Annotated in this window: 28 protein-coding genes; 18 read left to right on the top strand and 10 right to left on the bottom strand. The window is 36.1% G+C overall.

Annotation, left to right across the window (positions count from 1 at the left end; genetic code table 11):
* Positions 1 to 18: 18 nt before the first annotated feature.
* Entirely contained in the window at positions 19 to 366 is a 348-nt protein-coding gene (locus ACJ004_RS01630; RefSeq protein WP_410890805.1) for a hypothetical protein, read from the bottom strand.
* Positions 367 to 588: 222 nt separating this feature from the next.
* On the opposite strand from ACJ004_RS01630, the gene ACJ004_RS01635 reads away from it, so the two are divergent.
* The gene (locus tag ACJ004_RS01635; protein ID WP_410890806.1) at positions 589 to 1,110 is read left to right on the top strand and encodes a hemerythrin domain-containing protein; all 522 of its coding nucleotides are present in this window, start codon (positions 589 to 591) and stop codon (positions 1,108 to 1,110) included.
* 28 nt (positions 1,111 to 1,138) lie between these two features.
* On the opposite strand, the gene ACJ004_RS01640 is transcribed toward ACJ004_RS01635, so the two are convergent.
* Complete coding sequence (locus ACJ004_RS01640) at positions 1,139 to 2,377, bottom strand: MFS transporter (protein ID WP_410890807.1); 1,239 nt, start codon at positions 2,375 to 2,377, stop codon at positions 1,139 to 1,141.
* Between the two features lie 244 nt (positions 2,378 to 2,621).
* Here ACJ004_RS01640 and ACJ004_RS01645 point away from each other — a divergent pair, with 244 nt between their 5' ends.
* The 3 genes from ACJ004_RS01645 to ACJ004_RS01655 all read left to right on the top strand — a co-directional run bounded on the left by ACJ004_RS01645 (position 2,622) and on the right by ACJ004_RS01655 (position 5,670).
* The gene (locus tag ACJ004_RS01645; RefSeq protein WP_410890808.1) at positions 2,622 to 3,062 is read left to right on the top strand and encodes a MarR family winged helix-turn-helix transcriptional regulator; all 441 of its coding nucleotides are present in this window, start codon (positions 2,622 to 2,624) and stop codon (positions 3,060 to 3,062) included.
* Between the two features lie 265 nt (positions 3,063 to 3,327).
* Entirely contained in the window at positions 3,328 to 3,525 is a 198-nt protein-coding gene (locus tag ACJ004_RS01650) for a hypothetical protein (RefSeq protein ID WP_410890809.1), read from the top strand.
* A 450-nt stretch (positions 3,526 to 3,975) separates the two neighbouring features.
* On the top strand, positions 3,976 to 5,670 hold the full coding sequence (locus ACJ004_RS01655; protein ID WP_410890810.1) for a M3 family oligoendopeptidase: 1,695 nt from the start codon (positions 3,976 to 3,978) through the stop codon (positions 5,668 to 5,670).
* 51 nt (positions 5,671 to 5,721) lie between these two features.
* Here ACJ004_RS01655 and ACJ004_RS01660 read toward each other — a convergent pair whose 3' ends face one another.
* A complete protein-coding gene (locus ACJ004_RS01660; RefSeq protein WP_410890811.1) occupies positions 5,722 to 7,875 on the bottom strand; it encodes an ATP-dependent Clp protease ATP-binding subunit in 2,154 nt (717 codons plus the stop codon).
* Positions 7,876 to 8,066: 191 nt separating this feature from the next.
* On the opposite strand from ACJ004_RS01660, the gene ACJ004_RS01665 reads away from it, so the two are divergent.
* Positions 8,067 to 9,116 carry a YkvI family membrane protein gene (locus tag ACJ004_RS01665; protein ID WP_410890812.1) on the top strand — a complete coding sequence of 350 codons (1,050 nt, stop codon included), beginning with the start codon at positions 8,067 to 8,069 and terminating at the stop codon, positions 9,114 to 9,116.
* Between the two features lie 30 nt (positions 9,117 to 9,146).
* On the opposite strand, the gene ACJ004_RS01670 is transcribed toward ACJ004_RS01665, so the two are convergent.
* Positions 9,147 to 9,758: a CPBP family intramembrane glutamic endopeptidase gene (locus tag ACJ004_RS01670; protein ID WP_410890813.1), complete on the bottom strand. Its 612-nt coding sequence runs from the start codon at positions 9,756 to 9,758 to the stop codon at positions 9,147 to 9,149.
* 144 nt (positions 9,759 to 9,902) lie between these two features.
* Here ACJ004_RS01670 and ACJ004_RS01675 point away from each other — a divergent pair, with 144 nt between their 5' ends.
* Positions 9,903 to 10,022: a DUF6254 family protein gene (locus tag ACJ004_RS01675; protein WP_410890814.1), complete on the top strand. Its 120-nt coding sequence runs from the start codon at positions 9,903 to 9,905 to the stop codon at positions 10,020 to 10,022.
* Between the two features lie 72 nt (positions 10,023 to 10,094).
* On the opposite strand, the gene ACJ004_RS01680 is transcribed toward ACJ004_RS01675, so the two are convergent.
* Positions 10,095 to 10,283 (bottom strand): YkvS family protein, encoded by a 189-nt coding sequence (locus ACJ004_RS01680; protein WP_218345799.1) that lies wholly within the window; start codon positions 10,281 to 10,283, stop codon positions 10,095 to 10,097.
* Positions 10,284 to 10,531: 248 nt separating this feature from the next.
* Here ACJ004_RS01680 and ACJ004_RS01685 point away from each other — a divergent pair, with 248 nt between their 5' ends.
* The 10 genes from ACJ004_RS01685 to ACJ004_RS01730 all read left to right on the top strand — a co-directional run bounded on the left by ACJ004_RS01685 (position 10,532) and on the right by ACJ004_RS01730 (position 18,332).
* Positions 10,532 to 10,726 (top strand): hypothetical protein, encoded by a 195-nt coding sequence (locus ACJ004_RS01685; RefSeq protein WP_410890815.1) that lies wholly within the window; start codon positions 10,532 to 10,534, stop codon positions 10,724 to 10,726.
* Positions 10,727 to 11,569: 843 nt separating this feature from the next.
* Complete coding sequence (locus ACJ004_RS01690; RefSeq protein WP_410890816.1) at positions 11,570 to 12,007, top strand: hypothetical protein; 438 nt, start codon at positions 11,570 to 11,572, stop codon at positions 12,005 to 12,007.
* Between the two features lie 259 nt (positions 12,008 to 12,266).
* Positions 12,267 to 12,533: a phosphocarrier protein HPr gene (locus tag ACJ004_RS01695; RefSeq protein WP_144548718.1), complete on the top strand. Its 267-nt coding sequence runs from the start codon at positions 12,267 to 12,269 to the stop codon at positions 12,531 to 12,533.
* The gene (gene ptsP, locus ACJ004_RS01700; RefSeq protein WP_410890817.1) at positions 12,533 to 14,245 is read left to right on the top strand and encodes a phosphoenolpyruvate--protein phosphotransferase; all 1,713 of its coding nucleotides are present in this window, start codon (positions 12,533 to 12,535) and stop codon (positions 14,243 to 14,245) included. The genes ACJ004_RS01695 and ptsP overlap by 1 nt, the downstream gene beginning before the upstream one ends.
* Positions 14,246 to 14,438: 193 nt before the next feature.
* A complete protein-coding gene (locus ACJ004_RS01705; protein ID WP_410890818.1) occupies positions 14,439 to 14,627 on the top strand; it encodes a hypothetical protein in 189 nt (62 codons plus the stop codon).
* Between the two features lie 299 nt (positions 14,628 to 14,926).
* Complete coding sequence (locus ACJ004_RS01710; RefSeq protein ID WP_410890819.1) at positions 14,927 to 15,562, top strand: FMN-dependent NADH-azoreductase; 636 nt, start codon at positions 14,927 to 14,929, stop codon at positions 15,560 to 15,562.
* 123 nt (positions 15,563 to 15,685) lie between these two features.
* Positions 15,686 to 16,471, top strand: a complete 786-nt coding sequence (locus ACJ004_RS01715) for an SDR family oxidoreductase (RefSeq protein WP_410890820.1) — start codon at positions 15,686 to 15,688, stop codon at positions 16,469 to 16,471.
* A 90-nt stretch (positions 16,472 to 16,561) separates the two neighbouring features.
* Positions 16,562 to 17,035, top strand: coding sequence for a hypothetical protein (locus ACJ004_RS01720; RefSeq protein WP_410890821.1), 474 nt, complete (start codon positions 16,562 to 16,564; stop codon positions 17,033 to 17,035).
* Positions 17,036 to 17,200: 165 nt separating this feature from the next.
* Positions 17,201 to 18,079, top strand: coding sequence for an NAD(P)-dependent oxidoreductase (locus tag ACJ004_RS01725; RefSeq protein ID WP_410890822.1), 879 nt, complete (start codon positions 17,201 to 17,203; stop codon positions 18,077 to 18,079).
* Positions 18,080 to 18,152: 73 nt separating this feature from the next.
* The gene (locus ACJ004_RS01730) at positions 18,153 to 18,332 is read left to right on the top strand and encodes a hypothetical protein (RefSeq protein ID WP_410890823.1); all 180 of its coding nucleotides are present in this window, start codon (positions 18,153 to 18,155) and stop codon (positions 18,330 to 18,332) included.
* A gap of 50 nt (positions 18,333 to 18,382) precedes the next feature.
* Here ACJ004_RS01730 and ACJ004_RS01735 read toward each other — a convergent pair whose 3' ends face one another.
* From ACJ004_RS01735 to ACJ004_RS01745, 3 genes are all read right to left on the bottom strand, one after another.
* The gene (locus ACJ004_RS01735) at positions 18,383 to 19,537 is read right to left on the bottom strand and encodes an aminotransferase A (RefSeq protein ID WP_410890824.1); all 1,155 of its coding nucleotides are present in this window, start codon (positions 19,535 to 19,537) and stop codon (positions 18,383 to 18,385) included.
* A 155-nt stretch (positions 19,538 to 19,692) separates the two neighbouring features.
* Positions 19,693 to 19,893 carry a hypothetical protein gene (locus ACJ004_RS01740; RefSeq protein WP_410890825.1) on the bottom strand — a complete coding sequence of 67 codons (201 nt, stop codon included), beginning with the start codon at positions 19,891 to 19,893 and terminating at the stop codon, positions 19,693 to 19,695.
* A 159-nt stretch (positions 19,894 to 20,052) separates the two neighbouring features.
* Positions 20,053 to 20,529, bottom strand: coding sequence for a YkyB family protein (locus tag ACJ004_RS01745; RefSeq protein WP_410890826.1), 477 nt, complete (start codon positions 20,527 to 20,529; stop codon positions 20,053 to 20,055).
* Between the two features lie 316 nt (positions 20,530 to 20,845).
* Here ACJ004_RS01745 and ACJ004_RS01750 point away from each other — a divergent pair, with 316 nt between their 5' ends.
* Positions 20,846 to 22,954, top strand: coding sequence for an EAL domain-containing protein (locus tag ACJ004_RS01750; RefSeq protein ID WP_410890827.1), 2,109 nt, complete (start codon positions 20,846 to 20,848; stop codon positions 22,952 to 22,954).
* Positions 22,955 to 23,019: 65 nt separating this feature from the next.
* On the opposite strand, the gene ACJ004_RS01755 is transcribed toward ACJ004_RS01750, so the two are convergent.
* Together ACJ004_RS01755 and ACJ004_RS01760 are read right to left on the bottom strand one after the other, a co-directional pair.
* A complete protein-coding gene (locus tag ACJ004_RS01755; protein WP_410890828.1) occupies positions 23,020 to 23,892 on the bottom strand; it encodes a metallophosphoesterase in 873 nt (290 codons plus the stop codon).
* Between the two features lie 162 nt (positions 23,893 to 24,054).
* The gene (locus ACJ004_RS01760) at positions 24,055 to 24,903 is read right to left on the bottom strand and encodes a C39 family peptidase (protein WP_410890829.1); all 849 of its coding nucleotides are present in this window, start codon (positions 24,901 to 24,903) and stop codon (positions 24,055 to 24,057) included.
* Between the two features lie 140 nt (positions 24,904 to 25,043).
* On the opposite strand from ACJ004_RS01760, the gene ACJ004_RS01765 reads away from it, so the two are divergent.
* Positions 25,044 to 26,255 (top strand): EAL domain-containing protein, encoded by a 1,212-nt coding sequence (locus ACJ004_RS01765; RefSeq protein WP_410890830.1) that lies wholly within the window; start codon positions 25,044 to 25,046, stop codon positions 26,253 to 26,255.
* Positions 26,256 to 26,258 lie beyond the last annotated feature (3 nt).

Below are 26,258 nucleotides of genomic sequence, written 5' to 3' on the forward strand. Positions count from 1 at the left end.
AAGGATATTTTTTAGGAGTTAGCTTATTTTCTCTAGAAGGGTAGCTGAAGACAAATGATCGTTTTTGCTGGCTGTAACAAGCGAAGCGGCAAATGTGTTTGCTTGTTCAATGAATTCCATATTCGGAGAACAATAGTATGGTTTTTTCCAATTGAAGTCGCCCTCACTATCAGCAGGGTAAATACTTACTTTCCAATGATAGTATATTTTTGTTTGTGGGAGTTGTACCCCTTCTACGGCAATCAGCCAATGAGTCAACGGTGAGTTCGGATAGTATGCTTTAGATTCCTGTAGGGCTAGTAAGTCATTGAAACCAATAGGTATTAATGCTTTTTGATAAAAATCGTGATAATTTGGGGTTTTCATATCTTTTCCCTCCCTTGTAGGTTCTATCTCTATTATATGAAACATTCAAACTTTTTTTGTGTGATAAATGTTAAAATTTAAAAAAAAATTAAGAAGATTTCATGAATCAGACAAAAATTAATTCAGTCATTCACAATTTTTTATAAATGTGAGCAATGTCACTACATATACGACTGCTTGATTTTATACTTGAAGCAATGAATGAGATAGAGGTGATTGTTGATGAGTGGCTGTATGAGTACGTTTGGAGGCATGCCCCAAGCTGAACTAAGTAAAGGACTTAAGCAATTAAAAAGTGAGCATCAGCCGTTATTAAGGCAATTAGAGGACCTTTATGACTTAACACAAAAAATTAATCAAGAAAATGATATCGAGGCTAATTTTGCAGCATTGATTACAAAAGTAAAAGAATTTAGGGCGGCGTTAGATCCCCATTCAGAACGAGAAGAGGGGATACTTTTTCCAATGATGGGTGTTTATATCGGAACAACTTCAGGACCAATTGCTGTAATGGAATATGAGCATGATCAAGCAAAAGCAAATATTGGTGAATTTCTGACTATGGTAGGGAGTGGACTCGGGTCAACAGAGGAAAAGAAACAAGCGGCCGAGCTAATTCAAAACGCCTACTTCATCTTAACGGAGCATTTCTCCAAAGAGGAAAATGTTTTATTTCCAATGGCAGAAAGAATGCTTACCGACGAGGAAAAAGAAGAATTATTCCAAAAAATTCAGGAAATATAAAAGGATGGGCTCCCACGCCCATCCTTTTTCAGTGTTGTTTATTCCATTCCCAAACTTTTTTATCTGACGGCAGAAGGAAGGCAATTAAACCTAGTAATGGCAAAACTCCGAGCCATTTCATCATCGATTGTAATCCAACCCAGTCTGCAATATACCCAAGTCCCACAGAACCAATTGCCCCCATTCCAAATGCAAGGCCTACTGTTAACCCAGACATCGTACCAATTTTTCCTGGGACTAATTCCTGCGCGTAAACCACCGTAACGGAGAAACTAGTCATTAAAATAAATCCAGTAATAATAAGGAATATAAATGCCAGTGTTGGCGGTGAATATGGAATAATAATTGAAAATGGGACGGTCGCTAACATTGAAAAGGAAATGATGGTTTTCTTTCCAAAACGGTCTGATAGTGGACCACCAAAAAAAGTCCCGACTGCACCAGAAACTAAAAAAGCGAAGAGGAAAAACTGCGACTGTTTAATCGCTAGACTATATTCCTTAATGGCATAAAAAGTATAAAAATTAGTTATTCCAGATGTATACCAAGTTCGTGCAAAAATTAATAATAGGATCAACACTAAGGTATTTTTTACCTCTTTAGTTAACCCCTTCTTGTTTTCTACACTAGATTTCTTTTTCATTATCCTATCGGGAGAAACTACTAACCTTTTATTATACCAATTAGCGATATAAACTAATAAAATAACCGCAAGTGCGGCAACAACTGTAAACCAGGAAGCACCAATCTGTCCAAGTGGAACCAAAATTAATGCAGTAATAAGAGGAGCTAATGCCTGCCCCGTGTTACCGCCGACCTGATATATAGACTGAGCAAGTCCTCGCCGATTTCCTGCTGCCATATAAGCAACCCGTGAGCCTTCAGGATGGAATACGGCTGACCCAAGGCCGATGAAAAGAACTGACAGGACGATCAACCCAAAATTTGAGGCAAACCCTAATCCAAGTATTCCTACTAAGGTGAAAGACAGCCCAATCGGCAGTACAAAAGGCATTGGTCTTTTGTCTGTAACAAATCCTACAATTGGTTGCATAACAGAAGATACCATATTTAAGGAAAAAGCAATGATTCCAAGCTGGGTGTAACTAAGACCCATTGATTTTTCCAAAATAGGAAACATTGCAGGGACGACAGCTTGAATCGCATCATTTAATAAATGGCACAAACCAATAATAAATAATATTTTATACATGGTTGACCCTGAGGCATTTGGTGCGCGCTGGGGTAAAACTGCTTGTTGACTCATAATTATCCCTTCTTTATTCAGATAGTAAATATTTTCTAACCATATCTTACTATCGAATGATGGAAATAAGAAATATTTAATATTGGTTCGATTAATATTCCTATTATCCAATAGTTTCGCTTACTTACATAATATTCTTACCATATTGGCTAAATTGACATCCTTCGAAAAATTTCTTATAATAATCTTGAAATCAAGATATTAGTGTCAGTGTAATATATTATACTAAAGGGATGAGTTTTTTATGGAAAATAATTCAACAGCTAATTCATTAAAGCTTTTTATCGTCCTTTCAAGAGCATATAAAGCTATTAACGAACATGTAAATAAAGTAATTCAGGCTAGTGGGTTAAATCCTACGGAATTTGCCGTTTTGGAACTTCTATATCATAAAGGTGACCAGCCAATGCAGCAAATTGGCGGGAAAATCTTACTTGCAAGTGGAAGTATTACTTACGTTGTTGACAAACTTGAACAAAAAGGGATGTTAAAAAGAATTGCCTGCCCGAAAGATAGACGAGTCACTTATGCTCAAATCACAGAAGACGGGAAAAAGTTTATTCAGGAAATTTTTCCTGAACATGCAGAGCAAATCGATAAACTCATGTCAGCACTTAATGAATCGGAAAAATTAGAAGCGATTGATTTGTTAAAAAAACTAGGTTTGCCTGCTGGTAAATTTTAATATGGCCATTTTGGCCGTATCAAATTGTCGAGAAAGGGTATTATTCTCGGCAATTTTTTATTTTGTCAGAATCTAAATACTAAATTTATTGAATGTCCCTGCAAATGGGCCAGTTGATTTCCGCTCCTGGTACTCGCTTTCCGCGGGGAGGTCCTGAAGCCTCCTCGGCGCATTGGCGCCTGCGGGGTCTCCAGTGACCTCTCTATCCCGAAGGAGTCGAGTGCCCTGCGCTCCAATCAACAGGGAGGCAAATCAACCTAAAGTATTGCAACACACTTTTTCTAACCTTGCTAAGTGTGTCACAATCTTTTCTATATTTTGGCAGGATGCAGTAAGAAGAGCCTGTTCGCTCACATTCCTCAATCGCTATCATAAGGACGGACCTTATCAAGAAGAAACGAAAAATCAATATATTTATCAATCAAACGAAGAAGATGGTCATCAGTTACCAATTCATCAATAGATACAAATTCATATTCACTTTGGCTAGACTCTATTGGATTAACATTGATTTCACCACTTATTTTTATTATTTATTAGTTGAGATGAAGGTCTTTATTGAAAACACTCTGTTGATTGGTGCGGAAGGCACGAAGACTCCTGCGGGAGTACGGGGCAGGGGAGACCCCGCAGGCGCTAAAAGCGCCGAGGAGGCTCCCCGTCACGCCCGCGGAAAGCGAAGTGCCTGGAGCGCTAATTAACAGACCTGTTTAAAGTCTATATACCCATAATATTATAACAAATTAACGCGGTGAATATATTGAGGTAATTGAATAAATAAATGGCAGCCGATGGTTTTTCGACAGCCTGATACGGCCTTTGGCCGTATTTTTTTTATTGTCAGGAATGTTTGTTGATAGTATATAATAAAATAGGTTGGAATATTAGAAAAATTTTAAAAGGGGTTGTTTCAATGGGGTTTGAGAACTATACATACATAAGGCCAAATTTAGAAGAAGTAACCGAAAAGTTTAATTCTGCAATTGAGAACTTAAAAAACGCAGCCACGGTAGAAGAACAAAACGGGGTAATGAATGAGATAAATATACTTAGAAATGGCTTAGGGACAATGTTCAATCTTTGTAATATTCGTCATTCAATTGATACTAATGATGAGTTTTATAAGGAAGAACAGGATTATATGGATGAAATACAACCTGAGGTTGAAGGGTTAGTGACAAAGTATTATCAAGTCCTTGTTCATTCGAAGTTCCGGCCTGAATTAGAAAAAAAATGGGGGAAACAGCTTTTTGCCCTTGCGGAAGGTCAACTTAAGACATTTAAGCCAGAGATTGTTCCGTCACTCCAGAAAGAAAATCGATTGTCAACGGAATACACGAAGCTAATGGCCTCTGCAAAAATTGATTTTGAAGGGGAAGAAAGGACTCTTGCCCAGTTAGAGCCATTTACTCAGTCAACTGACAGAAACATGAGAAAAAGGGCAAATGAAGCGAAATTTGGGTTTATGGTTGAACATGAAGCAGAGTTTGATCGAATTTATGATGACCTTGTCAAAGTAAGGACTGAAATTGCTCAGACACTTGGTTTTAAAAACTTTGTGGAACTTGGTTATTACCGGATGATGAGAACCGATTACAATGCTGAAATGGTTGCCAATTTCCGTAATCAAGTAAAGGAATATATTGTCCCAATCGCAACAAAATTAAAGGTGCGCCAGCAGGAAAGAATAGGCCTCGATAAGCTAAAATATTATGATGAATCTTTTAATTTTCAAACAGGTAATGCCACTCCAAAGGGTACTCCAGAATGGATTATTGAAAATGGGCAAAAAATGTATGAGGATCTTTCAGAGGAAACTGGTGCATTTTTCCGATTTATGCAGGAAAATAATTTGATGGACCTTGTTGCGAAGAAGGGAAAAGCCGGCGGTGGCTATTGTACTTTTATTGAGAATTACAAAGCACCTTTCATTTTTTCAAATTTCAATGGTACCTCAGGAGATATTGATGTCTTGACACATGAGGCTGGTCATGCGTTCCAAGTTTATTCGAGCCGTCATTTTGAGATTCCTGAATATGCTTGGCCGACCTATGAAGCATGTGAAATTCATTCAATGAGTATGGAATTTTTTACATGGCCATGGATGGATTTGTTCTTTAAAGAAGATACCGATAAATACAAGTTTTCTCATTTAAGTGATGCATTGTTATTCCTGCCATATGGAGTTTCCGTTGATGAATTCCAACACTGGGTCTATGAAAACCCGGAAGCAACACCAAAAGAGCGAAAGCGTCAATGGAGAGAAATTGAGAAAAAGTATTTACCGCATAAAGATTATGAAGGCAATGAATACCTAGAAAATGGTGGCTTCTGGCAACGCCAAGGGCATATCTTTAATTCACCATTTTACTATATCGATTATACACTTGCGCAAATTTGTGCCTTTCAATTCTGGAAACGCTCCAGAGAAAATCAAGAAGAAGCATGGACTGACTATGTGAAGCTATGTAAGCTAGGTGGCAGTATGTCATTCACAAAGTTAGTGGAGTCTGCTAATCTAATCTCTCCATTTGAGGCTGGTTGTGTGGAGTCTGTGGTGGGTGTCATTGAAAATTGGTTAAACTCTGTTGATGATAAAAATCTATAAGAATCAATAAGAGAAGCCTTTCTAGACATTCAAGAAAGGCTTTTCTTTTACTTATTTAACCACTGCTTCATTTGATACAACTTTAAGCTCATCTTCTTCAACAATAGCAGTTAAATTTTTAACATCTGGCTGTTCTAAGATAAAATCAGCTATTTTATCTTCAAGCTGCTCTTGGATTACCCGGCGGAGCGGACGGGCCCCGAATGCTGGGTGGTATCCAAGCATTGCCAGCTTTTCTTTTGCTTCCGATGTAATAGTTAGTTCAATCTTTTGCTCAGTAAGCGTTTCTTTTAATTCATGAATCATTAAATCAACAATATAAAGAATATGCTCTTTACCGAGTGAATTAAACTCAATGATACTATCGAAGCGATTCAAGAATTCAGGTTTAAAGAAGCTGCCAAGGGAGTCGAGAATACTTGCTTCTTCAATCGCCTCGTTTGTTCCAAATCCTACATGAACAGTTTTGTGGCCTACACCAGCATTACTTGTCATAATGATTACAGAGTCCTTAAAGCTAACTATTCTACCTTGGCTATCCGTCAGGCGTCCGTCTTCTAGAATTTGCAGGAAGAGGTGTTGGACATCAGGATGTGCCTTTTCAATTTCATCTAATAAAATAATACTGTAAGGATTCCTACGCACTTTTTCTGTGAGCTGACCAGCTTCTTCGTGTCCAACATAACCAGGAGGTGAGCCAATTAACTTGGAGACACTGTGTTTTTCCATGTATTCGCTCATATCAAGGCGGATCATCGAATCCTTAGAGCCAAATAGTTCTTTGGCAAGTGTTTTGGTTAGTTCTGTTTTCCCAACTCCAGTGGGTCCGACAAATAAGAAGGAACCAATCGGACGATATTTTGATTTTAAGCCAGCACGACTGCGTCTAATCGCTTTTGCCACTTTGTTCACAGCCTTTTCCTGGCCAATAACCTTCTGATTTAGATTTTTTTCTAATGACTTCATTTTTAGCTGTTCATCTTGTTGTAATTTTCCAACAGGGATGCCGGTTTTTTCTTCGATGATTTCTTGAATATGTGATACATCGACAATCGGTCTATCAACAGCTGAAACGATATTTAATGCCTTTTCCAGTTTGGCTTCTTCATCGCGAAGAGAAGCAGCCTTTTCATAATTCTCGTTTTTCAGTGCCTCTTCTTTTTCAGCACCAATATCTTTTAAGCGCTGTTCAATTTGTTCATTGCTTTGATAATTTGATGTAAGATTTAATTTTGAACCAGCCTCATCCAACAAATCTATTGCCTTATCAGGTAAGAAACGGTCTTGAATATAGCGATGTGACAATTGAACACAAGCAAGAATTGCTTCTTGGGAATAGGTCACATCATGGTAATCTTCATACTTCTTTTGTATCCCTTTTAAAATGTCAATCGCAGCCTCAAGTGTTGGTTCAAGAACATGAACTGGCTGGAAGCGGCGTTCTAAGGCGGAATCTTTTTCGATCTGTCGATACTCTTTAAGTGTAGTTGCACCAACAACCTGCAGTTCACCACGGGCAAGGGCAGGCTTTAAGATATTCCCTGCATCCATAGACCCTTCAGCCGAACCAGCACCAACAAGTAAGTGAATTTCATCGATGAAAAGAATAATATTTTTCCGCTCTTGTAATTCAGAAATGAGCTGTTTCATTCTTTCTTCAAATTGGCCGCGGATTCCTGTGTTGGCAACAAGGGAAGCAACGTCTAGCAAATAAACTTCTTTATTGCGTAACTTGCCTGGGACATCTCCTTCAGCAATTTTCTGAGCAAGACCTTCAGCAATCGCCGTTTTCCCGACCCCTGGTTCACCAATTAAGACAGGATTATTCTTGTTACGTCGATTTAGGATTTCGATGACACGTTTAACCTCTCCATCGCGACCGATAACTGGATCAATCAAACCAGCTTTCGCTAATTGGGTTAAATTTCGTCCGAATTGGTCTATAAAACCGCTTTGACCATTTTTTCTTCCAGTTTGTTGTGTAGGTTGATTGATGCCTTCTTTAATTGGTTCTGCGTTAGATATGAATAAGTTTTCAAATGGGAATCCTTGAAAAAAGTTCATATTTTGATTAAATCCGGTTCCTAAAGTTTGCTTTTCATTTGTATAACATTCTTGACAGAGTTTGATTTCCTTACGCTGTCCATTAATTATTACATTTAATTGTATGTTCGCATTGTTTTCATTACATTTTTGACAAAGCATAAGTAAATATCCTCCTTGTATATATTAGATTTATAGTTTGACTTTGACTATATTTGACCTTATGTCGATAGTATACTCTGACCTTTTTTGACTTTCAAGAGATTTGTTTATGGTAATGCTTTCTAATTAAGGAAAAAAGCTCGTCTTTGTTTGTCCTCTTTATCATATATTGATGATAAGGAGGAGATGATGTGAAGAGGGATTGGACTCAAGCATTTCAAGTAGCTGCAGTTTATGTAGGGACTGTAGTAGGAGCTGGCTTCGCCACGGGAAAAGAAATCGTGGAGTTTTTTTCACGGTTTGGTTTCTTTGGCTTAATAAGTATATTAATGAGCGGCTATCTTTTTATAGCATTGGGTTCGAAACTAATGAGAATGGCTGCCCATATAGATGCCAAATCTTATCAAGAGTTTAATGAGTACTTGTTTGGTAAATGGCCAAGTCGTGTCATAAATGTATTTATGCTTTTTATGCTTCTTGGAGTTAGTGCTGTCATGCTTTCAGGAGCTGGGGCAGTTTTTGAGGAACAGTTAGGTCTGCCGAAAACAGCTGGTGTTTTCCTAACCATTTTTTTATCTTTTATAGTCATGTTAGTTGGAACAAAAGGTCTTTATGCTGTTAATACGTTTGTTGTTCCATTAATGATAACATTCAGCATTATATTAATGCTCTTTTCAGTTCAAATGCCCAACTTCATGAAGCAATTATTATTTATCCCCCATGCTGATGATGGCTGGAAAAGTGTTATTGCTCCATTTTCATATGTGGCATTAAATCTGGGGCTATCCCAAGCAGTTTTAGTACCGATTGCAACAGAAGTTAAGGATGATTGGACGATTAAATGGGGAGGTATTCTTGGGGGAGCTGCTCTAACAATCATTTTAATTGCCAGTCATTTTACCTTAATTATGCTTCCAAATTTGGAACAATATAATATCCCCATGGCAATTGTTATGAGAAATTTAGCACCTTTCTTATATGGGATCTTTGTACTTGTTATTTATGGAGAAATTTTCACCTCCGTGATTGGAAATGTCTTTGGACTGGACCGGCAGTTGAAACAATATATGTCAATTCCGACAATGATATCTGTAACGCTTATTTTTGTCGTTTCTTACTTGATTAGTCTTGTGAACTACGGAACGCTGCTCTCCTATTTATATCCATTGTTTGGTTATATTTGCATGATTTTTTTTATATTACTTTGGTTAAAGCCACTACCAACAAGTTTAAGAAAATAAAAAAAGCAGTTGTTTAAGAGCAACTGCTTTTTAATGTAAAGGTAAGATAATAAACAACATTAGGTCAAAAATAATATGAGATACGATGACCAAAGGCATGCTCTTTTTCCACAAATACAGATATCCCCATACTAAACCAGAAATAAAGGCAGCAAGGACTAACAAAAACGAGCCAGAATAAATATGGACAGAAGCGTACAGAATCGAGGCGACCAAAATGCTGAATATTGGCGTAAACTTATTGCTCAATCTTTTTTGGATAAAACCACGCCAGAAAAGTTCTTCCCCCGGAGCTGCAACTAATACAAGTGCAAGGTATTGCCAGAATAATGTGGGCGCAAACCATTTGTATAGATTCTTAAGACTTGTCTCATACGGAAGGTGGAGAATCTTCATTCCTCGGATGCCAAGCCAAAAAACAAAATACAATAATAAACCAGTAATTGCCCCAAGAAAAATATAACCAATGAAGGATACTTCATCATCAACCTCTTCTTGAAACATGGCATAAGCGATTAATACAAGGACTGATCCAGTGAATATATACCAAAAGATCGCTTTATCATGAAATGAAAAAAATATAAGGGCGTGAGCAATAATCAAACCAATAAGCAGACGAGGGTCTAGGAAGAATTTTTTCATTATGCGATCTCCTTTTTAGAAACATAAAAATAATTTTATCAAATAAGTTTTTCAAATGGAAATCATTACATCACTTATTTTACTATTTCCTTTGATTAGAACCTAAAGAAAAGAAAAAAATAAAAAAGGAAAGGAGTGAAAGAAATGAGCAAATCTAAAAGTGAACAAGAACGAGAATGGACTGTCCGGAAACAAGATCAAAATCCACACGGAAAAGTCAAATCATTAAAGCAGTTGGCAAATGAAACTGGAAAAGGCCAATAACAATCCATTTGAGGTCAAAAAAGAAAAGGCAGCCATCATTACACGGACTGCCTTTTCTAGCATTCTAGTATTTTAATAAGCGCTTTCTTTTATAACTTTATAGTTTTTGTGATTGACAACTGTTCGCTGATCCAATTCTAAATCACGATAATTATCCATAAATGTTAGGTCGACTATGACAGAATTTTCATTTACCTTCTCAACAATCCCTTTCAATCCACCACGGAATTCAATGATATTTCCTACTTCTGCTTTTCTCATTAAGTCTCGCTCCTTTACCTCAAAAACTATAAATAAAATCCAGTTAAATAACAGTTTGCACTACTTTATTCAATTCGTAAAGCCTTTTATTTGACAATTATGTTAATTCTTTATTACCACTATATTTATATGAAAAAAATAACAACAAAAGAATCGAAAACGCTTTCAAATATTATTGAACATTTGCAATGTTGGCTTAATGAAAGGCAGATACGATAAAATATAATTAGGTAAAGGTGGTGTTTTGAATGACGGAAGAAATGATTAAAGAGATCTTGGATCGGCTCATGACAGGGGAACTCTCTGAGTATTATGTTACAAACGATCAGTTTATGGAATTTCGTCAGGTGCTGGTAAAAAGAAAAGATTTTAAACATTTCCGTGGAATTGGTCAGAGGGGCGGCGATGTTTTGTATCAATATCTAAAAGAACCAAGAAGTTAATCGAATTATTGAAAGGAGTCTCAGAAAGAGATCTCCTTTTTTTTTATGTTTTGGAAAAAATATAAAATTTTAATAAAATAAATTCGATGTGTATAAATATTCGATCTATTAATACACAAAATACGAGTTTACCTTATAAGCAGATGCTCTCTTTTTATAATAGGCATTTGCCTATTCAGGCTATATTTTTACATGCTGGTATTAGAACGGATGATACCAACCGGACCCTTTTCAACATGGCTAATAAAGGGACTGAATTATTTGAACTTAAAATTGAACATCAGCAAGGAAGGTTAAGAAAAATGGAAATTCATCAAGAGAGTGGGGTTCTGCTATGATGAAACGTTTGGCAGGAATATCGAGCCATTTTCTTTTGGAATTAAACATGAGTTTTCTTTTTCTTTTTTTATTTTATATAAATAAAGAAGAGTTACCTCCTATTCTCTTGTTAGCTGCTTTGTGTTTTAGCAGTTTCATACTATACATCATTATTCTTGAAAAATTTAGCAATAAAGGAAAATGGATCTTTTTCTTCACCATTTTACCTTTGCTGATGGTGGTTGGGCACCGGTCGGATTTATCCATTTTTATGGGTCTGGTACTTGAATTGTTTGTTTTTTGGCGGGGGCTTACCTTGTAGGTAGATGCCTTTCAGCAATCTGAGACACTCTTACTTTTTTGGACATTCCTTGTGGGGATTATTGCAATCGTCTATTCAGGAAGAGTCATTACCCATATCAAAATCAGATAATCCTTCTACTTATTATACAAATCCTATTAGTTATTATCGGTGGTTTTGTTAGAAAGTGGAATACAATAAAAACTGATAAATCTAAGTTTGCGATGTATTTAATAAAAATCCTTGCGTCACTTTTTATAATTGGTATATCTGTTACTTTCTTAATAAGATCTATTCAATTGCTTTTTTTTAGTATTTTAAAATTATTTGTTTGGGTATTTTCTGGTATTGCTGGACCAATCTTAAATCTTCTCCACTTACTATTAAGTAGAATTAGCAGTAAAGGTAGTAAATCCATTCTTGAGGGAAGTGATGACCTAAAAGAAGCCGGAAATTACCAGGAACAATCTAAAATAAATTTAGGACGATTTCCTTTTGAGACGCTGAGGGAATGGTGGTTGCGAGTAGGTATTACAGATTCGGAGGAAATAATTGAAATCTTTAATAAAGTTCGATATGGAGGTTTTACTTTTTCTAAAGAGGAGACCACTCGAATTTCTAGGAAAATTCGTCAGATTAGGCAAAAGTTAAAAGATTTATAGAAAAATAATCCAAATAAAAATGATAGATTTTGATTGTTTTTGACAGATTTGTGACAATTGATATAAAATAGATTTTTCAGTTGTTTGAATAAGTCCAAAATGATATTATTCATTACATGTTTGTTTTCTTTTTGGAAAAAATAACTGAAAAGAAGTGATTTTTTCTCTTTAGTTAATTATCGATTTAGTTGACTAAATGATGAGAAATGTTTATTTTTAATGAAGGATATTTTATATAAATTAAAGGAGTTTGATTAGCATGTCAGAAAAGCAATTTAAAATAATCGCAGAAACAGGTATTCACGCTAGACCCGCAACTTTATTAGTCCAAACAGCAAGCAGATTTGATTCTGAAATTCATTTAGAATATAAAGGTAAAAAAGTAAACTTAAAATCAATTATGGGCGTTATGTCTCTTGGTGTTGGCCAAGGAGCTGATATTACCATTTCTGCAGAAGGTAACGATGCAAACGATGCATTAAATAGCCTTGAAGAAACATTGAAAAAAGAAGGATTGGCAGAATAATGACTTTTTTACATGGGATAGCCGCATCAAACGGTATCGCTATTGCAAAAGCATACCGCCTTGTTGAACCAGATTTAGCATTTGAATCAAAAACAATTGATGATGCTGCTGCTGAGGTTGACCGTTTTCGTAAGGCAATAGAGAAATCTAAAACAGAACTCGAAGCAATTCGTGACCGTGCCAAAGTTGAGCTTGGTGCTGATAAAGCAGCAATTTTTGAAGCACATCTTCTTGTTTTATCTGACCCTGAATTACATTCCCCAATTGAAGATAAAATTCAGTCGGATAAAGTAAATGCTGAGTCTGCATTAAAAGAAACAGCAGATATGTTCATAATGATGTTTGAACAAATGGATAATGAATATATGCAAGAACGTGCTGCCGATATTCGTGACGTAACGAAGCGAGTATTAGCTCATTTACTAGGTGTACAGCTTGTCAATCCAAGCATGATTGCTGAAGAAGTAATCATTGTTGCGGAAGATTTAACTCCTTCAGACACAGCACAATTAAACAAACAATTTGTATTAGGATTTACAACAAATATTGGTGGACGTACCTCACATTCAGCCATTATGGCTCGTTCCATGGAAATTCCGGCGGTAGTTGGAACAAAAACAGCTACAGAGGAAATTAATAATGGGGATCTTGTCATTGTTGATGGTTTAAAAGGTGAAGTACATATTAATCCAACACCTGAACTTGTCGAGCATTACCGTAAAGTTCATGCCGAGTATGAAGTCCAAAAAGCTGAATGGGCCAAGCTTGTCAATGAACCAACTGTAACCAATGATAATCACCAAGTTGAATTAGTCGCCAATATCGGTACTCCAAAGGATTTAAAAGGAGTAATTGAAAATGGTGGAGAGGGTGTAGGTCTTTATAGGACTGAATTCCTTTACATGGGCAGAGATCAACTTCCAACAGAAGAAGAACAGTTCGAATCTTATAAAGCAGTATTAGAGGGTTTAAACGGGAAGCCAGTGGTTGTACGTACCCTCGATATCGGTGGAGATAAGGAACTTCCTTACTTAGAGCTTCCAAAAGAAATGAATCCATTTTTAGGCTTCAGGGCTATTCGCTTATGTTTAGAAGAGCAAGACATATTCCGCACCCAGCTTAGAGCGCTGTTACGGGCTAGCAACTATGGAAATTTAAAAATTATGTTCCCAATGATTGCAACCCTAGATGAGTTCCGTGCTGCAAAAGGTATTCTTGAAGAAGAAAAACAAAAGCTCCTTGCTGAAGGTCAAAAAGTTGCCGATGATATTGAACTTGGAATCATGGTGGAAATCCCGTCAACGGCTATCTTAGCGGATCAATTCGCAAAAGAAGTAGACTTCTTTAGTATCGGAACCAACGATTTAATTCAATATACGATGGCCGCCGATCGGATGAATCAGCGTGTCTCTTATTTGTACCAGCCATATAGCCCATCCATTTTGCGATTAGTAAAAATGGTAATTGATGCTGCACATGCAGAAGGAAAATGGACAGGTATGTGTGGGGAAATGGCAGGAGATGAAACAGCTATTCCAGTTCTAATAGGGCTTGGACTTGATGAATTTTCAATGAGTGCCACTTCCATACTAAAAGCTCGCTCACAAATCAAGGATTTGAAAAAATCTGATATGGAAAAGCTTGCTCTAGAGGTTTTAAATATGCAAACTACCGATCAGGTTATTGAAGCAGTTAATGCTGCTACAAAGTAAATAGATTATATAGAAAAGACCGGCTGATAATTAGCCGGTCTTTTTCTGTTATTCATTTATTTTTTTGATTTTTCATATTATTATCTTTTTTTTGTGGAATATTGAGTATAATAATAACTGATACATAATACCTATTTTCGATTAGTTCTTTTAGGTGATTTGATAAACAGAAATAGGAAAATGTTTCATTAGAATGGCACGTGAAAAAGTCGATATAGTGGAGGTGAATGGAATTATGGAACAAAAACCTGTACATTATGATGGAAGTTCACAACTAGGTCAAACAACAAATGAGGCAATGGTTAATGAACCATTCCAGTTGACTGATGAAATGAGAATGAACATTGGTCCTAACCCTTACTCCTTTGATACAAATGAATAAATGATGTAAGAAAAGGATTTGTCTTTGGATGAATCCTTTTTTGATTATTTTTTATCATTTTAACAGATAATAATTATGTCTTTATATAAAGGCTGTGTTAAAGGTTATTGTTGATTTTTACACTCTGTTGATTGGAGCGGAAGGCGCGAAGACTCCTGCGGGAGTACGGAGCAGGGGAGACCCCGCAGGCGCTATAGCGCCGAGGAGGCTCCCCGCAACGCCCGCGAACCGCTCGCGCCTGGAGTGGAAATCAACAGACAAGTTTAACACAGCCTATTTAAAAGAAAGGTGGAGCTTAAATGGTACGTGTTTTGTATGTCACTGCACATCCTCACAATGAAACACAGTCCTATAGTATGGCAGTAGGTAAAGCATTTATTGAGAGTTATAAACAAATCAATTCTGGTGATGATGTTATTCATCTAGATCTGTATAAAGAAAATATCCCTCATATTGATGCAGATGTATTTAGTGGCTGGGGGAAACTTCGTTCAGGTCAAGGCTTTGATGAATTAACTGCAGAAGAAAAGCAAAAGGTAGGCCGTCTTAACGAGTTAAGTGAGCAGTTTGTAAGTGCGGATAAATATGTGTTTGTCACACCTTTATGGAATTTCTCATTTCCACCCATTATGAAGGCATATCTTGATTCAGTAGCTGTTGCAGGAAAGACCTTCAAATATACGGAACAGGGTCCAATCGGTCTTTTAACGGATAAAAAAGCCTTGCATATTCAAGCCAGAGGTGGATTTTACTCAGAAGGGCCTGCAGCACAGATGGAAATGGGACACCGTTATATTAGCGTTATGATGAGTTTCTTTGGAGTACCAACTCTTGAAGGGCTGTTTGTGGAAGGTCATAATGCCATGCCTGACAAGGCGCAAGAAATAAAAGAAAATGCGATTGCACGTGCAAAGGATCTTGCACACACATTCTAACCATATCTTAAGTTTAGGTAAGAGGCAGATAAAATCTGTCTCTTTTTTAATATATTTTACCAAGTATTCCCTCAATATATCCTGTATACTAGAAGTAGATTTATGAAGGAGGAGTCGAACACAATGGAGTTGAATTTATCCGGTAAAACAGCGTTGGTGGTTGCTTCAAGCCAGGGCTTAGGGTTTGCAATAGCAGAACGGTTAGTAAAAGAGGGAGCAAATGTTATGATTTCTGGGCGCGAAGAGGATAAGCTCAGACAAAAAGCAAGTCAGCTTGAATCTCTCGGTTTGGGAAAGGTGGCCTACCAAAAAACTGATATAACGGATGGAAATGATATTAATCAGTTGGCAAAAGTTACTGCAGAAACGTTTCAAACAATTGATATGCTAGTTAATAATGCTGGAGGTCCTCCTACTGGTTCGTTTGAAGAATTAACTGATGAAGAATGGCAGAAGTCATTTGAATTGAATTTATTATCATATGTTCGAATGATCCGGGCAGCATTACCCTATTTAAAACAGCAGGGCGGGAAAATTTTAAACATCGCATCTACTTCGATTAAAGAACCCATACCAGGATTGATTCTTTCGAACACTTTCCGGACTGGGATTGTCGGCCTTTCAAAAACACTTGCTTCGGAATTAGCTCAGTATAATATTCTAATTAATACCATTGCTCCAGGTCGAATTGCAACAGACCGAGTCAAACATTTAGATCAAATGAACGCAGATAAGCTTGGTGTTAACATGGAGACTGTTGTCTCACAAGTAAAGGCAGGTATTCCTTTAAAGAGGTACGGTACGCCAGAGGAATTTGCCAATGTTGCCACTTTCCTACTTTCAGATGCTAATACCTATATGACAGGCAGTTCATTTTTAGTAGACGGAGGAATGGTCAAAGCGATCTAATAGCAATTATTTTTTCCTATATTAACCTTTCTTTACGTTTATTACCGAAGTAATTTGGCTATGGTAAAAATATTAAGGGAGTGTTATTACATGCTGAAAAATATTCGATTAATTACTGTTTTGCTCTTGATCCTATGTGGGTCCATGCTCTTAAGTGGCTGTGGTTTACTCTTTTCAAATGAATTAATTGTCAATCGTTATGCTGACGCTTTGTTGACAAAAAATAACGAACTACAATTTCGTTTTCGAATTAACAATGAAATATTATCTGGGCATCAATTGTATAAGGTGAAAGTTACTATTCATGATGACAGGTTAGCTGCAGCAATTGGTAAACGGGAAATAGTTTACGGTGAAGATCAAGTACTAAACGGTGAATATTTAGATGTAAAAGGAAAAAGTGAAAAATATATTTTTATGGACCCGCTTCCTCTAAAAGAAGATTTACATATTTATGACCTTAAAAACATGATTGAAAAGGATAAGGCCGTTTCAATTGAAGTATTTAATAATCAAGAAGTATTCGGACGTGCTTATTTAACAAACTTTTCATCAGAGTTGTAAATTGTGATTATGTTCTAACGAAAACGGACAAAATAAATTTGTGCATAATATTGGAGATGGAGCATAAAAACCGGAGCGACTGGGACGTTCCGGTTTTTTTATGCCTAATATTTCATCTTAATGCTAAAATATATAAGAAAATTATTTTTGAGAGGAGAGATTATTTTGTTAACACCTGAAAATACAGTAATTGGTTTTATCGGCACGGGCGTAATGGGAAAAAGTATGGCAGGGCATTTATTAAATGCTGGTTATTCTTTAGTTGTTTATTCAAGGACAAAGGAAAAAGCACAAGAACTATTGAATAAAGGAGCAGTGTGGGCAGCAACACCAAAAGAGGTCGCTGAAAAGGCATCGGTCACTTTCACAATGGTTGGGTATCCATCCGATGTAGAGGAAATATATTTCGGAGAAAATGGTTTGATTCACAATGGAGCATCCGGCAGTTATCTTATCGATATGACCACTTCAGCCCCGTCACTGGCAATTAGAATTTATGATGAAGCTAATAAGAAGGGAATCCAGGCCATTGATGCACCAGTATCAGGTGGGGATGTGGGGGCAAAAGAAGCCAAGCTTTCGATTATGGTCGGTTGTGAGCTGGAAGCATTTAAAGAAGTACAGCCAATTTTAGAGCTTCTTGGAACAAACATCGTCTATCAAGGAAAGCCAGGTGCAGGTCAGCATACAAAAATGTGTAATCAAATTGCGATTGCATCCAATATGATTGGTGTTTGTGAAGCTATTATTTATGCTGAAAAAGCAGGACTGGATCCTGAAAATGTCCTGAAAAATATTACAACTGGAGCAGCTGGCAGCTGGTCGCTGAGCAATCTTGCTCCAAGAATGTTAGCAGGAAATTTTGAACCTGGTTTTTACATAAAACATTTTATTAAGGATATGAAAATTGCGATAAATGAAGCGGAACGAATGGAAATGGAAGTTCCAGGTCTTTCTTTAGCGAAATCTTTATACGATCAATTAGCTGAAAAAGGTGAAGAAAACAGCGGCACACATGCACTCTATAAATATTGGAAGAGCTAAAATAGTTCATGAATAAATTCTTCCTATCTTCTTGAAACTATGAGAGAAACCAAGAAAATAGGAGGGATGGTTGATGGCTAAACGAACAAAAAAGAATGATGCTAAACAAAAAAACAAAAAGGGGTTTGATTCTGCAGTAGCAAACGAAGAATTCGCAAGTGAGTTCGGCTCGGCTGCAGCAAATCAAGCACATAAAGAAAAGGCGAAAAAAGAAAAGGCTCCTAAAAACAATGGGAAATATAAAGGCCAGTAATAATGAATAATTAAGACCCTCACATTAAATGTGAGGGTCTTAATTATTCATTAATTCCAGTTTCTTAAAAATTGTTCCAGCCGATTTAGGCCAAGCTCTAAGGTTTCCATAGAACAAGCAAACGATAACCGGAAATAACCTTCTCCGTATTCTGAAAATGCACTTCCTGGGACAACGGCCACTTTTGTTTCTTGAACGAGCTTCATGGCAAAGTCGAAACTGCTTAATGGAATGGTATCAGGAATTTTTATAAAGAAATAGAAAGCACCATCTGGTTTAATTATATCAAGTCCCATTGCGGATAAACGCTGGAAAACATACTCTCTCCTTTTAAGATATTCACTCTTCATTACAAGCGCATCATCAATCCCTGTTGTTACGGCCGCTAAGGCTGCCTTTTGGGCAATCGAAGTGGCACATGAAATATTATATTGATGGACCTTTAAAATATGTTTAGTGATGTCCTCAGGTGCAAATAAAAAACCGATTCTCCAGCCTGTCATCGAGTGCGATTTTGATAAACCATTAATGACGATGGTTTGATCCTTTAGAAACGCCGCAATGGATTTATGTGGCTGGTCATATTCAAGCTCACTGTATATTTCATCTGCAAGGATAAAGATATCTTTATTCTTTAGATAATCTGCTATTTCTCTTAATTCTGATTCTGAGAGACTCACTCCCGTCGGGTTAGAAGGGTATGGGAGTACGATACAGCGGGTTTTCTCGGTAATAAAAGGTTTAATCATTTCTAAAGTAAAGCGAAACTGATTGGTACGAATATCAACATGAACGGGGGTGGCTCCCATCATTTTAATAATAGGTTCATAGCCAGGATAGATCGGCCCTGGTAATAGGACTTCAGAACCTTCTTTTAAAATAGTTCGAAAGGCAATATCGATTGCCTCGCTTGCTCCTGCAGTAACAATAACCTCTGATGCAGGTTTATAATCCAAGCCATATTTGACCTTAACGAAATTACAAGCAGCCTCCCTTAATTCAAGGGTTCCTGCATTATGAGTGTAAGAAGTAAAGTTTTGCTCAATCGCTGCAATACCGGCCTCTTTCACATGCTCTGGAGTAGGAAAATCAGGTTGTCCAATTGTAAAAGAAATTAAGTCATCAATATGGGCTACCATATTAAAAAATTTTCTTATTCCCGATATTTCGATCTTTTTAACACGTTGATTAATTAAATGTTCCAACATTGTCCATCCTTCCGAGTGAGGATTAATTTTATTATTATGTTTAAAATGATTATAGACTATTTTTGGGTGAAGATTCTACAATCAGAAATTAAAAAACGATCTGAATCTCAGACCGTTTTTGGGGAGGGGAGTTTATATTAAATTAAAGAATCTTAATAACCATAGTCCCAGTCAACTTCGTTTTCGTGCCAGAAAACTGGTGAAACGGAACCAAAATTAACTATTTTATTTTCGAGTTTGCAATTGCATTGTTCGCAACCACATTGCTCTTTTATTTCTTCATAAATAGAATGATCAACATCTTCAATAAATGTAACCTTATGGTCCTGAAAAAGAATCGCTGTTCCTTTCATTGGTTAAGCACCTCTTTAAATGATTTATCTATCTTATACCTGTATTGTATATCCGCGGCTATGAAGCGTCTATATATTCGTGATGTTGTTCACAAAATCATCAAGAAGATGTTGCGAAATAAGACAAATTCCCATAAGAAAAAGCCAGTAGAACTGGCTTCAAGAATATCTTTCGCCTAATTTTTTAAAAATGGGCTTTTGATAGGTTTTATTCTTTTTATGCTTCGGTGGCATTTGTTCGAGTTCAGATATTCCAGTATATAACTGAAGTAATGCTTTTGCTGAATTAAGGGATAATGTAGCCTTAGGATTTCTTACGCGTTCATCTAATTTCCCAAAATGAGGTAGATTTAGAAAGTCAGTTTTAGTTGGAGGAATATGGAAGGTGTATCTTCCACATTCAACTAGCACATCGGACTGCTGTTGACTATTTCGCGGATTTTCAGAAAAATGGAGACCCACTTTTTTCGCTTTGCCTTCTTCAATTAATTTTTTTAGTGTTTCTTGTTTTAATTTGTACAATAATTTGGGATTAGGTGCTGTTTTTGCATGGCGATTCACAATAAAGATAGCTTGAGCGAGGTTGTCGATGGTTAGATTTAGATTGATTAGGGGGCCTTTATGATCACGATTCAAAATATGTTCTCCTTTCAGTTATATAAAGCATCTATATTATACCTTTTTTATAAAGAAATAGGAATAAAACAGTAACATCTTTTTTGAATTATATTAAGAAAATAATAAATGTTCTTCATATCTCGGGAATAAAAGCGAGTTTTAGATGTTAACCTAATCATATACTATAAAAGATTAAACATAAATTTTTGCGGAATATTCATTGTTTTTGATAAATTACTTTCTTTCAGTTAATTTCATTGTAAAATATAAGTATTAGTATGTACAAACATTATTGTAAAATATAAGAACTTTTCTTTATCTGAAGGATGATTAAATGGGGCGTTTAAATAGATTATTAATTAATGAATTAGATTCAGGGAAAACTGCTGGGACAATACAAAAAATCATTTTTGACATCATTTTTCAGCATGTCCAAGATATGGTTTTTGTCATGAAGGTTGAAGAAGGGCCTAAATTTCGCTATTTATTTGTCAATGAACCTGGAATGAAAAAAGCTAATCTAACGCTTGAAGCCATTGGCAAAACTCTTCTCGATGTTCTCCCAGCTAAATTTGGTAAGTCTCTCCAGCAAAAGTATGAATATATGTTAAGCAGAAAAGAAATTATCACGTTTGATGATCAATTTGTTTTTAGTGATGGAACGATCATTTATGGAGAAACAATATTAACCCCAGTTTTTAATGAAAAAAACATTATCAGTTATGTGGTTGCTGTTACCCGAGATGTAACCGAATGGTCGATTGAAAAAAATAAAATTATAGAAAGTGAACAAAGGTATCGATCTATTGTTGATCATAATTTAGACGCGATTTTTACAATAAATCCTGAAGGGAAAGTTCTTGAAGCGAATCCTTCGGCCGCTTTGTTAACTGGCTACTCAGAAAAGCAAATGTCAAATCATTCTATCTATGACATAATTAATGACCATGATTTAGCAAAATTTAAAGGGATGATTGAAAAGACTTGTTTAGGGTATGCACTCGAGTCTCTTGATTGTAAGATCCTGAATGATAAGGGACAATTATTAATCGTGCAAATAAAAACTGTTCCCATCGTGATACATGGAAATATTAAAGGACTTTATATCATTTGTAAAGACTTGTCAGAACAGGCGAAGAATATGGAAATGATTAAGTTTATGGCCTTTCATGATCAACTAACGGGGTTGTTAAATAGACGGGCATTATTGGAACATTTACATAATCATATTTATTCACCTACCAAGAAAAACCAAGAATTTGCTTTAATTTCGATTGATTTGGACCGTTTCAAATTTTTGAATGATACACTTGGTCATCTGGCAGGGGATGAAATTTTAAAAAGGGTTGCTGAGCGTCTTTTACAATTTCAAAATGATAAGTGCTTTATTTATCGGGTTGGTGGTGACGAGTTTACGATATTAATGGTCAATACAGACCGGCATTCCACAAGTACTTTTGTACGAAAGGTTTTTTCTGCCTTTTCTCAATCGTTTTATTTTAATTCACAGGAGTATTATATTTCTCCAAGTATTGGTATAAGCATGTATCCTATTGACGGGAAAGATGCGGAAATGCTTATCAAGAATGCTGATGAGGCACTCTTTCGGGTGAAGGAACGAGGAAAGGCACATTATCAATTTTATCGCACTGATATGAAAACTGTTTTTACTAATGTGGTTACATTGGAAACACATTTAAGAAAGGCCATTAATAAAAATGAACTTTCCTTGTATTATCAACCTCAAGTTGAGATTTCCACTGGTGAGGCCCATAGCTTTGAGGCTCTTCTCCGTTGGAAAGATACAGAACTAGGGTATATTTCACCAAGTGTTTTTATTCCTTTGGCAGAAGATACGGGGCTGATAATATCAATTGGCTACTGGGTAATTGAAACTGCATGCCAACAATTAAAACAATGGTGTGAAAAAGGTTACTCTGGTATACGTGTTGCCGTCAATATTTCACCTAAACAATTTCAGCATCCTAAATTAGTCCAGTTCATAAAGTTAATGATTGAAAAATACGAAATACTGCCCAATTGTTTGGAAATTGAAATTACAGAAGGGGCTATGACTGATACGAAGGAAGCCATCCCAATTTTAAGAAACTTGAAAGAGCTGGGAATTTCCATTTCAATCGATGATTTTGGGACAGGTTACTCTTCATTAAATTATATTAAAAAGTTTCCTATTGATGTTTTAAAAATCGATCAGTCCTTTATAAGGGATATCCATGTTGATGAAAAGGACGCTGCGATTACCTCAACCATTATTCACCTAGGGAAAAGTCTAGGACTTGAAGTGATTGCAGAAGGTGTGGAAAATGAAAAACAGGTGGAATTATTATCAAATGCCAATTGTCATAAAATACAAGGATTTTATTATTCAAAACCGCTCCCGGTAGATGAACTTGAAAAGCGATTCCTACAAAAACAACTTTGACGGAATAAACGGATATCCTGAAAGAAAAAACTCCTTATCGAAAATGAAAGGAGTTTTTTCTTTGCTTACTTTTCTGGTTTAAGTGTAAAGATTGTTAACTCAGGTTTTGACAAAAAACGAAAGGGGAGACGTGTGGTTCCAATTCCTCTGTTGACATAAAGTGATAGTGGCGATTCATTCCCGACTGAATAGAGACCCTCTGGGTATAATTGGCCGAATGGAGGAGTCACAAGTGCCCCGAAAAATGGAATTTTTATCTGTCCTCCGTGACTATGGCCGCTGAGCTGCCATTGAATTGGATATTGTGACGCATTTTCTGCAAGATCAGGGGCATGCGATAATAATATTTTAAAGGAATTTTTAGGCACATTTTTTAAAGTCAATGGCAAATTGGGATTCCCTAACATCGCATCATCAATTCCGAGCAAATAGATAAAGCTTCCATCACTGAGTTTGACCGGTACTGATTCATTCAAAAGTACGGTAAAATCTGTGGTTTCCATAATATTTCTGTAAATATCTGAACCATACCCGCCATGATCATGATTTCCGAAGATGCAATACTTCCCAAGTGGAGCATGTAATTTTTTTAAAATGGGTATCAATTTATTAATTTCAGAATATTGATTGGGCTTGTCTATTAAATCACCAGTAAATAAAATAATGTCTGGCTGAAGACTATTAATTTTTTTAACTAATTTATTAAATTGATGAAGAGTATATTGAAAACCAAGGTGAGTATCACTAAATTGAACTATTTTTATGTCATTAAAGCTGTCAGGGATGAGTGGATGTGTTATTTGTAGTTCTTGAATATCGAGTAATGTCGGCTCAATCCGATTGGCATATAGAAAGCCTCCAGAACTTAATCCAAGCATAGTAAGAATCGAGCCCAATGATCGCTTTAGAAACGTTCTCCTCGTTTGTTTTTTAACCATTTTTCTACCAGCCTATCATTTATTTACGTTCTAAAAAAAGTAGAGTCATTCTGTATTTTCATTAAAAACGGTAGATAATGCAAGTGAAAAGGTCCTTTGTATGTGTTTATTCAAAAAAAATTAAAACATTCTAAAAAGCAGCCAAAGATTTGGCTGCTTTCCCTAATGATAACTAACTGCCCGGCATTTTAATGCTTTCCAGGACGAGATAAATTGTTGTTTAGTTACTCTTACTTGTTTTCTTCCAGATAGTGGGTCATTTAAGTAGACATATCTGTTGTCATAACCAACTAAGACGACGGCATGCAAATCTAGAGGTGTTTTAATATATTGGTTTCCGTGGTACCACCCCTCCCAGCGATCGGGAAGCCGGTAATCTCCGGTTGTCCAAACCACTACAGGATATCCAGTTGAGACATGCTCTAATACTTGATCAAAGGGCTTGTTGGTTAAATTAACTGCTCTTCCAGGGAGCTTTTGATTGATTAAGGCAATCATGGGTTTATCAAATACAGCATACCCTGCTCTTCTACCGGTCATATCCCCTACAAAGCCATCAGCTGGGTTTCCCCAACGTAAAATATCACCCTTTGGCGATTTAATTAATGGGTCGGAATCCTTCCGAACAGAGCGGTAAAGGTCCAATTTGTTTGTTTTTACTCCTGCAAAATTTAATACCATTGCAAGGCTTGTTACCTCGCAACCATATCTTAATTCAGGATTTTGCTTTATTAATACTACATTCAGCATGGCTGAATCTTTTTTCTTTTGGGGCTTAGTAACCGTCTGAGTTTTATTCACAGTATTTTTAACATTTATCATCTGCTCATTAAGATCGTTTAATTTGTATTGTGTTCTTTTAATATCCACTGATGATGAATTTGATGTTTTATCTTCCACTGATACCGAAGAAAGAGGCTGTTTTTTTTCGATGTTTGCGTTTGTATCAGCATCAAAGTGACTGCATCCAAACATGGGAAGGATCATGGTTAATAAACAAAGTCTTTTCAAAACATATCCTCCTTAAAAAACAACTTGGGTATAGGATATGATTGTTTCTAAGCGGTTATAATGGTATCCTTTTGGAAAAGAACGATAATCCGTACATAAGCGTATGGTATAATGAAAAAAATTTTTTTGGAGGTACTTGGATGGATGCATTGGAAATACTATCGGATCTTGAAAATGTATTTCCCTATTTTCAACCGATTTTTAGTGCCGATGAACAAATTGTAATTGCCTATGAGGTATTAGGGAGATATAAATCCGAAGGAAATATCATTAGTTTAGGGTCCTTTTTTCAGGACGATCAAATTCCGGATGAATATAAATTTGAAGTGGATTTGTTATTAGTTAACATGGCGCTTGAAAAAGCACTAACCCTAGATGAAGATGTAAGTATTTTTTTGAATCGACATGCTGATTTATTAATGTACGGACATGGCGAACCTTTTTTACAAGAACTCCTTGCATTTGAAAAAAAAGGTTTGAAGCTAAGTCGTATTGTTCTAGAAATATCTGATCGAAATTATACAGGGGATCTAGATCAATTTGATCACTTATTGCAATATTATCGGACCTACGGGATTAAAATAGCAATTGCAAGAATTGATAGTGAAAGTCATTATTTTGAACGGATTGGACAACTTGAACCTGATATATTGAAAATTAATTTACAAGCTTTAAAATCTACATCGACTGGAATAAATTTCCATGATGTGTTGTTTACGTTGTCCCTTTTGGCCAGGAAAATAGGAGCAACTCTTTTGTTTGAAAATATTGAAATGAGTTACCAACTGCAGTTTGCGTGGAAAAACGGCGGTCGCTATTATCAAGGATATTATTTACATTCACCCTCACCTGAATTTATTCAACGTGATTCTCTAAAAGATCGCTTAAAAGAAAAGTTTCATGATTTTATCTCCTATGAAAAAAAGAAATTAGAGGCGGTATATACAACGGCAGAAACTTTTCAGGCCAAAGTCCAAGAAATTGTCATGAAAAATAGGAATGGAACATTTCAAACCCTTTTTCAGGCCTTGATAAAAGAATTGGATCAGATTGCCTTTCGGATGTATGTATGTGATGAGGATGGCTTTCAGAAATCTGTTAATATTTTCAAAGGGAAAGACGGTTGGATTACTCAATCCGAATACATTCAAAAAAATTGGAGCTGGCGGCCATATTTTTTAGAAAATATTATCAAAATGAGAAATGAACGGAAAGGAATCTTATCTGACCTATATTCTGATATAGAAACTGGGGAAACCATACGTACTTTTTCTTTTCCTATGAATGGCGATGATTATTTGTTTATTGATATTGCCTATCAATACTTATTCCAAAATGACCAATTACTTTAACAG

This window comes from Neobacillus sp. 204, assembly GCF_046562815.1.
Taxonomy (GTDB): Bacteria; Bacillota; Bacilli; order Bacillales; family Cytobacillaceae; genus Neobacillus.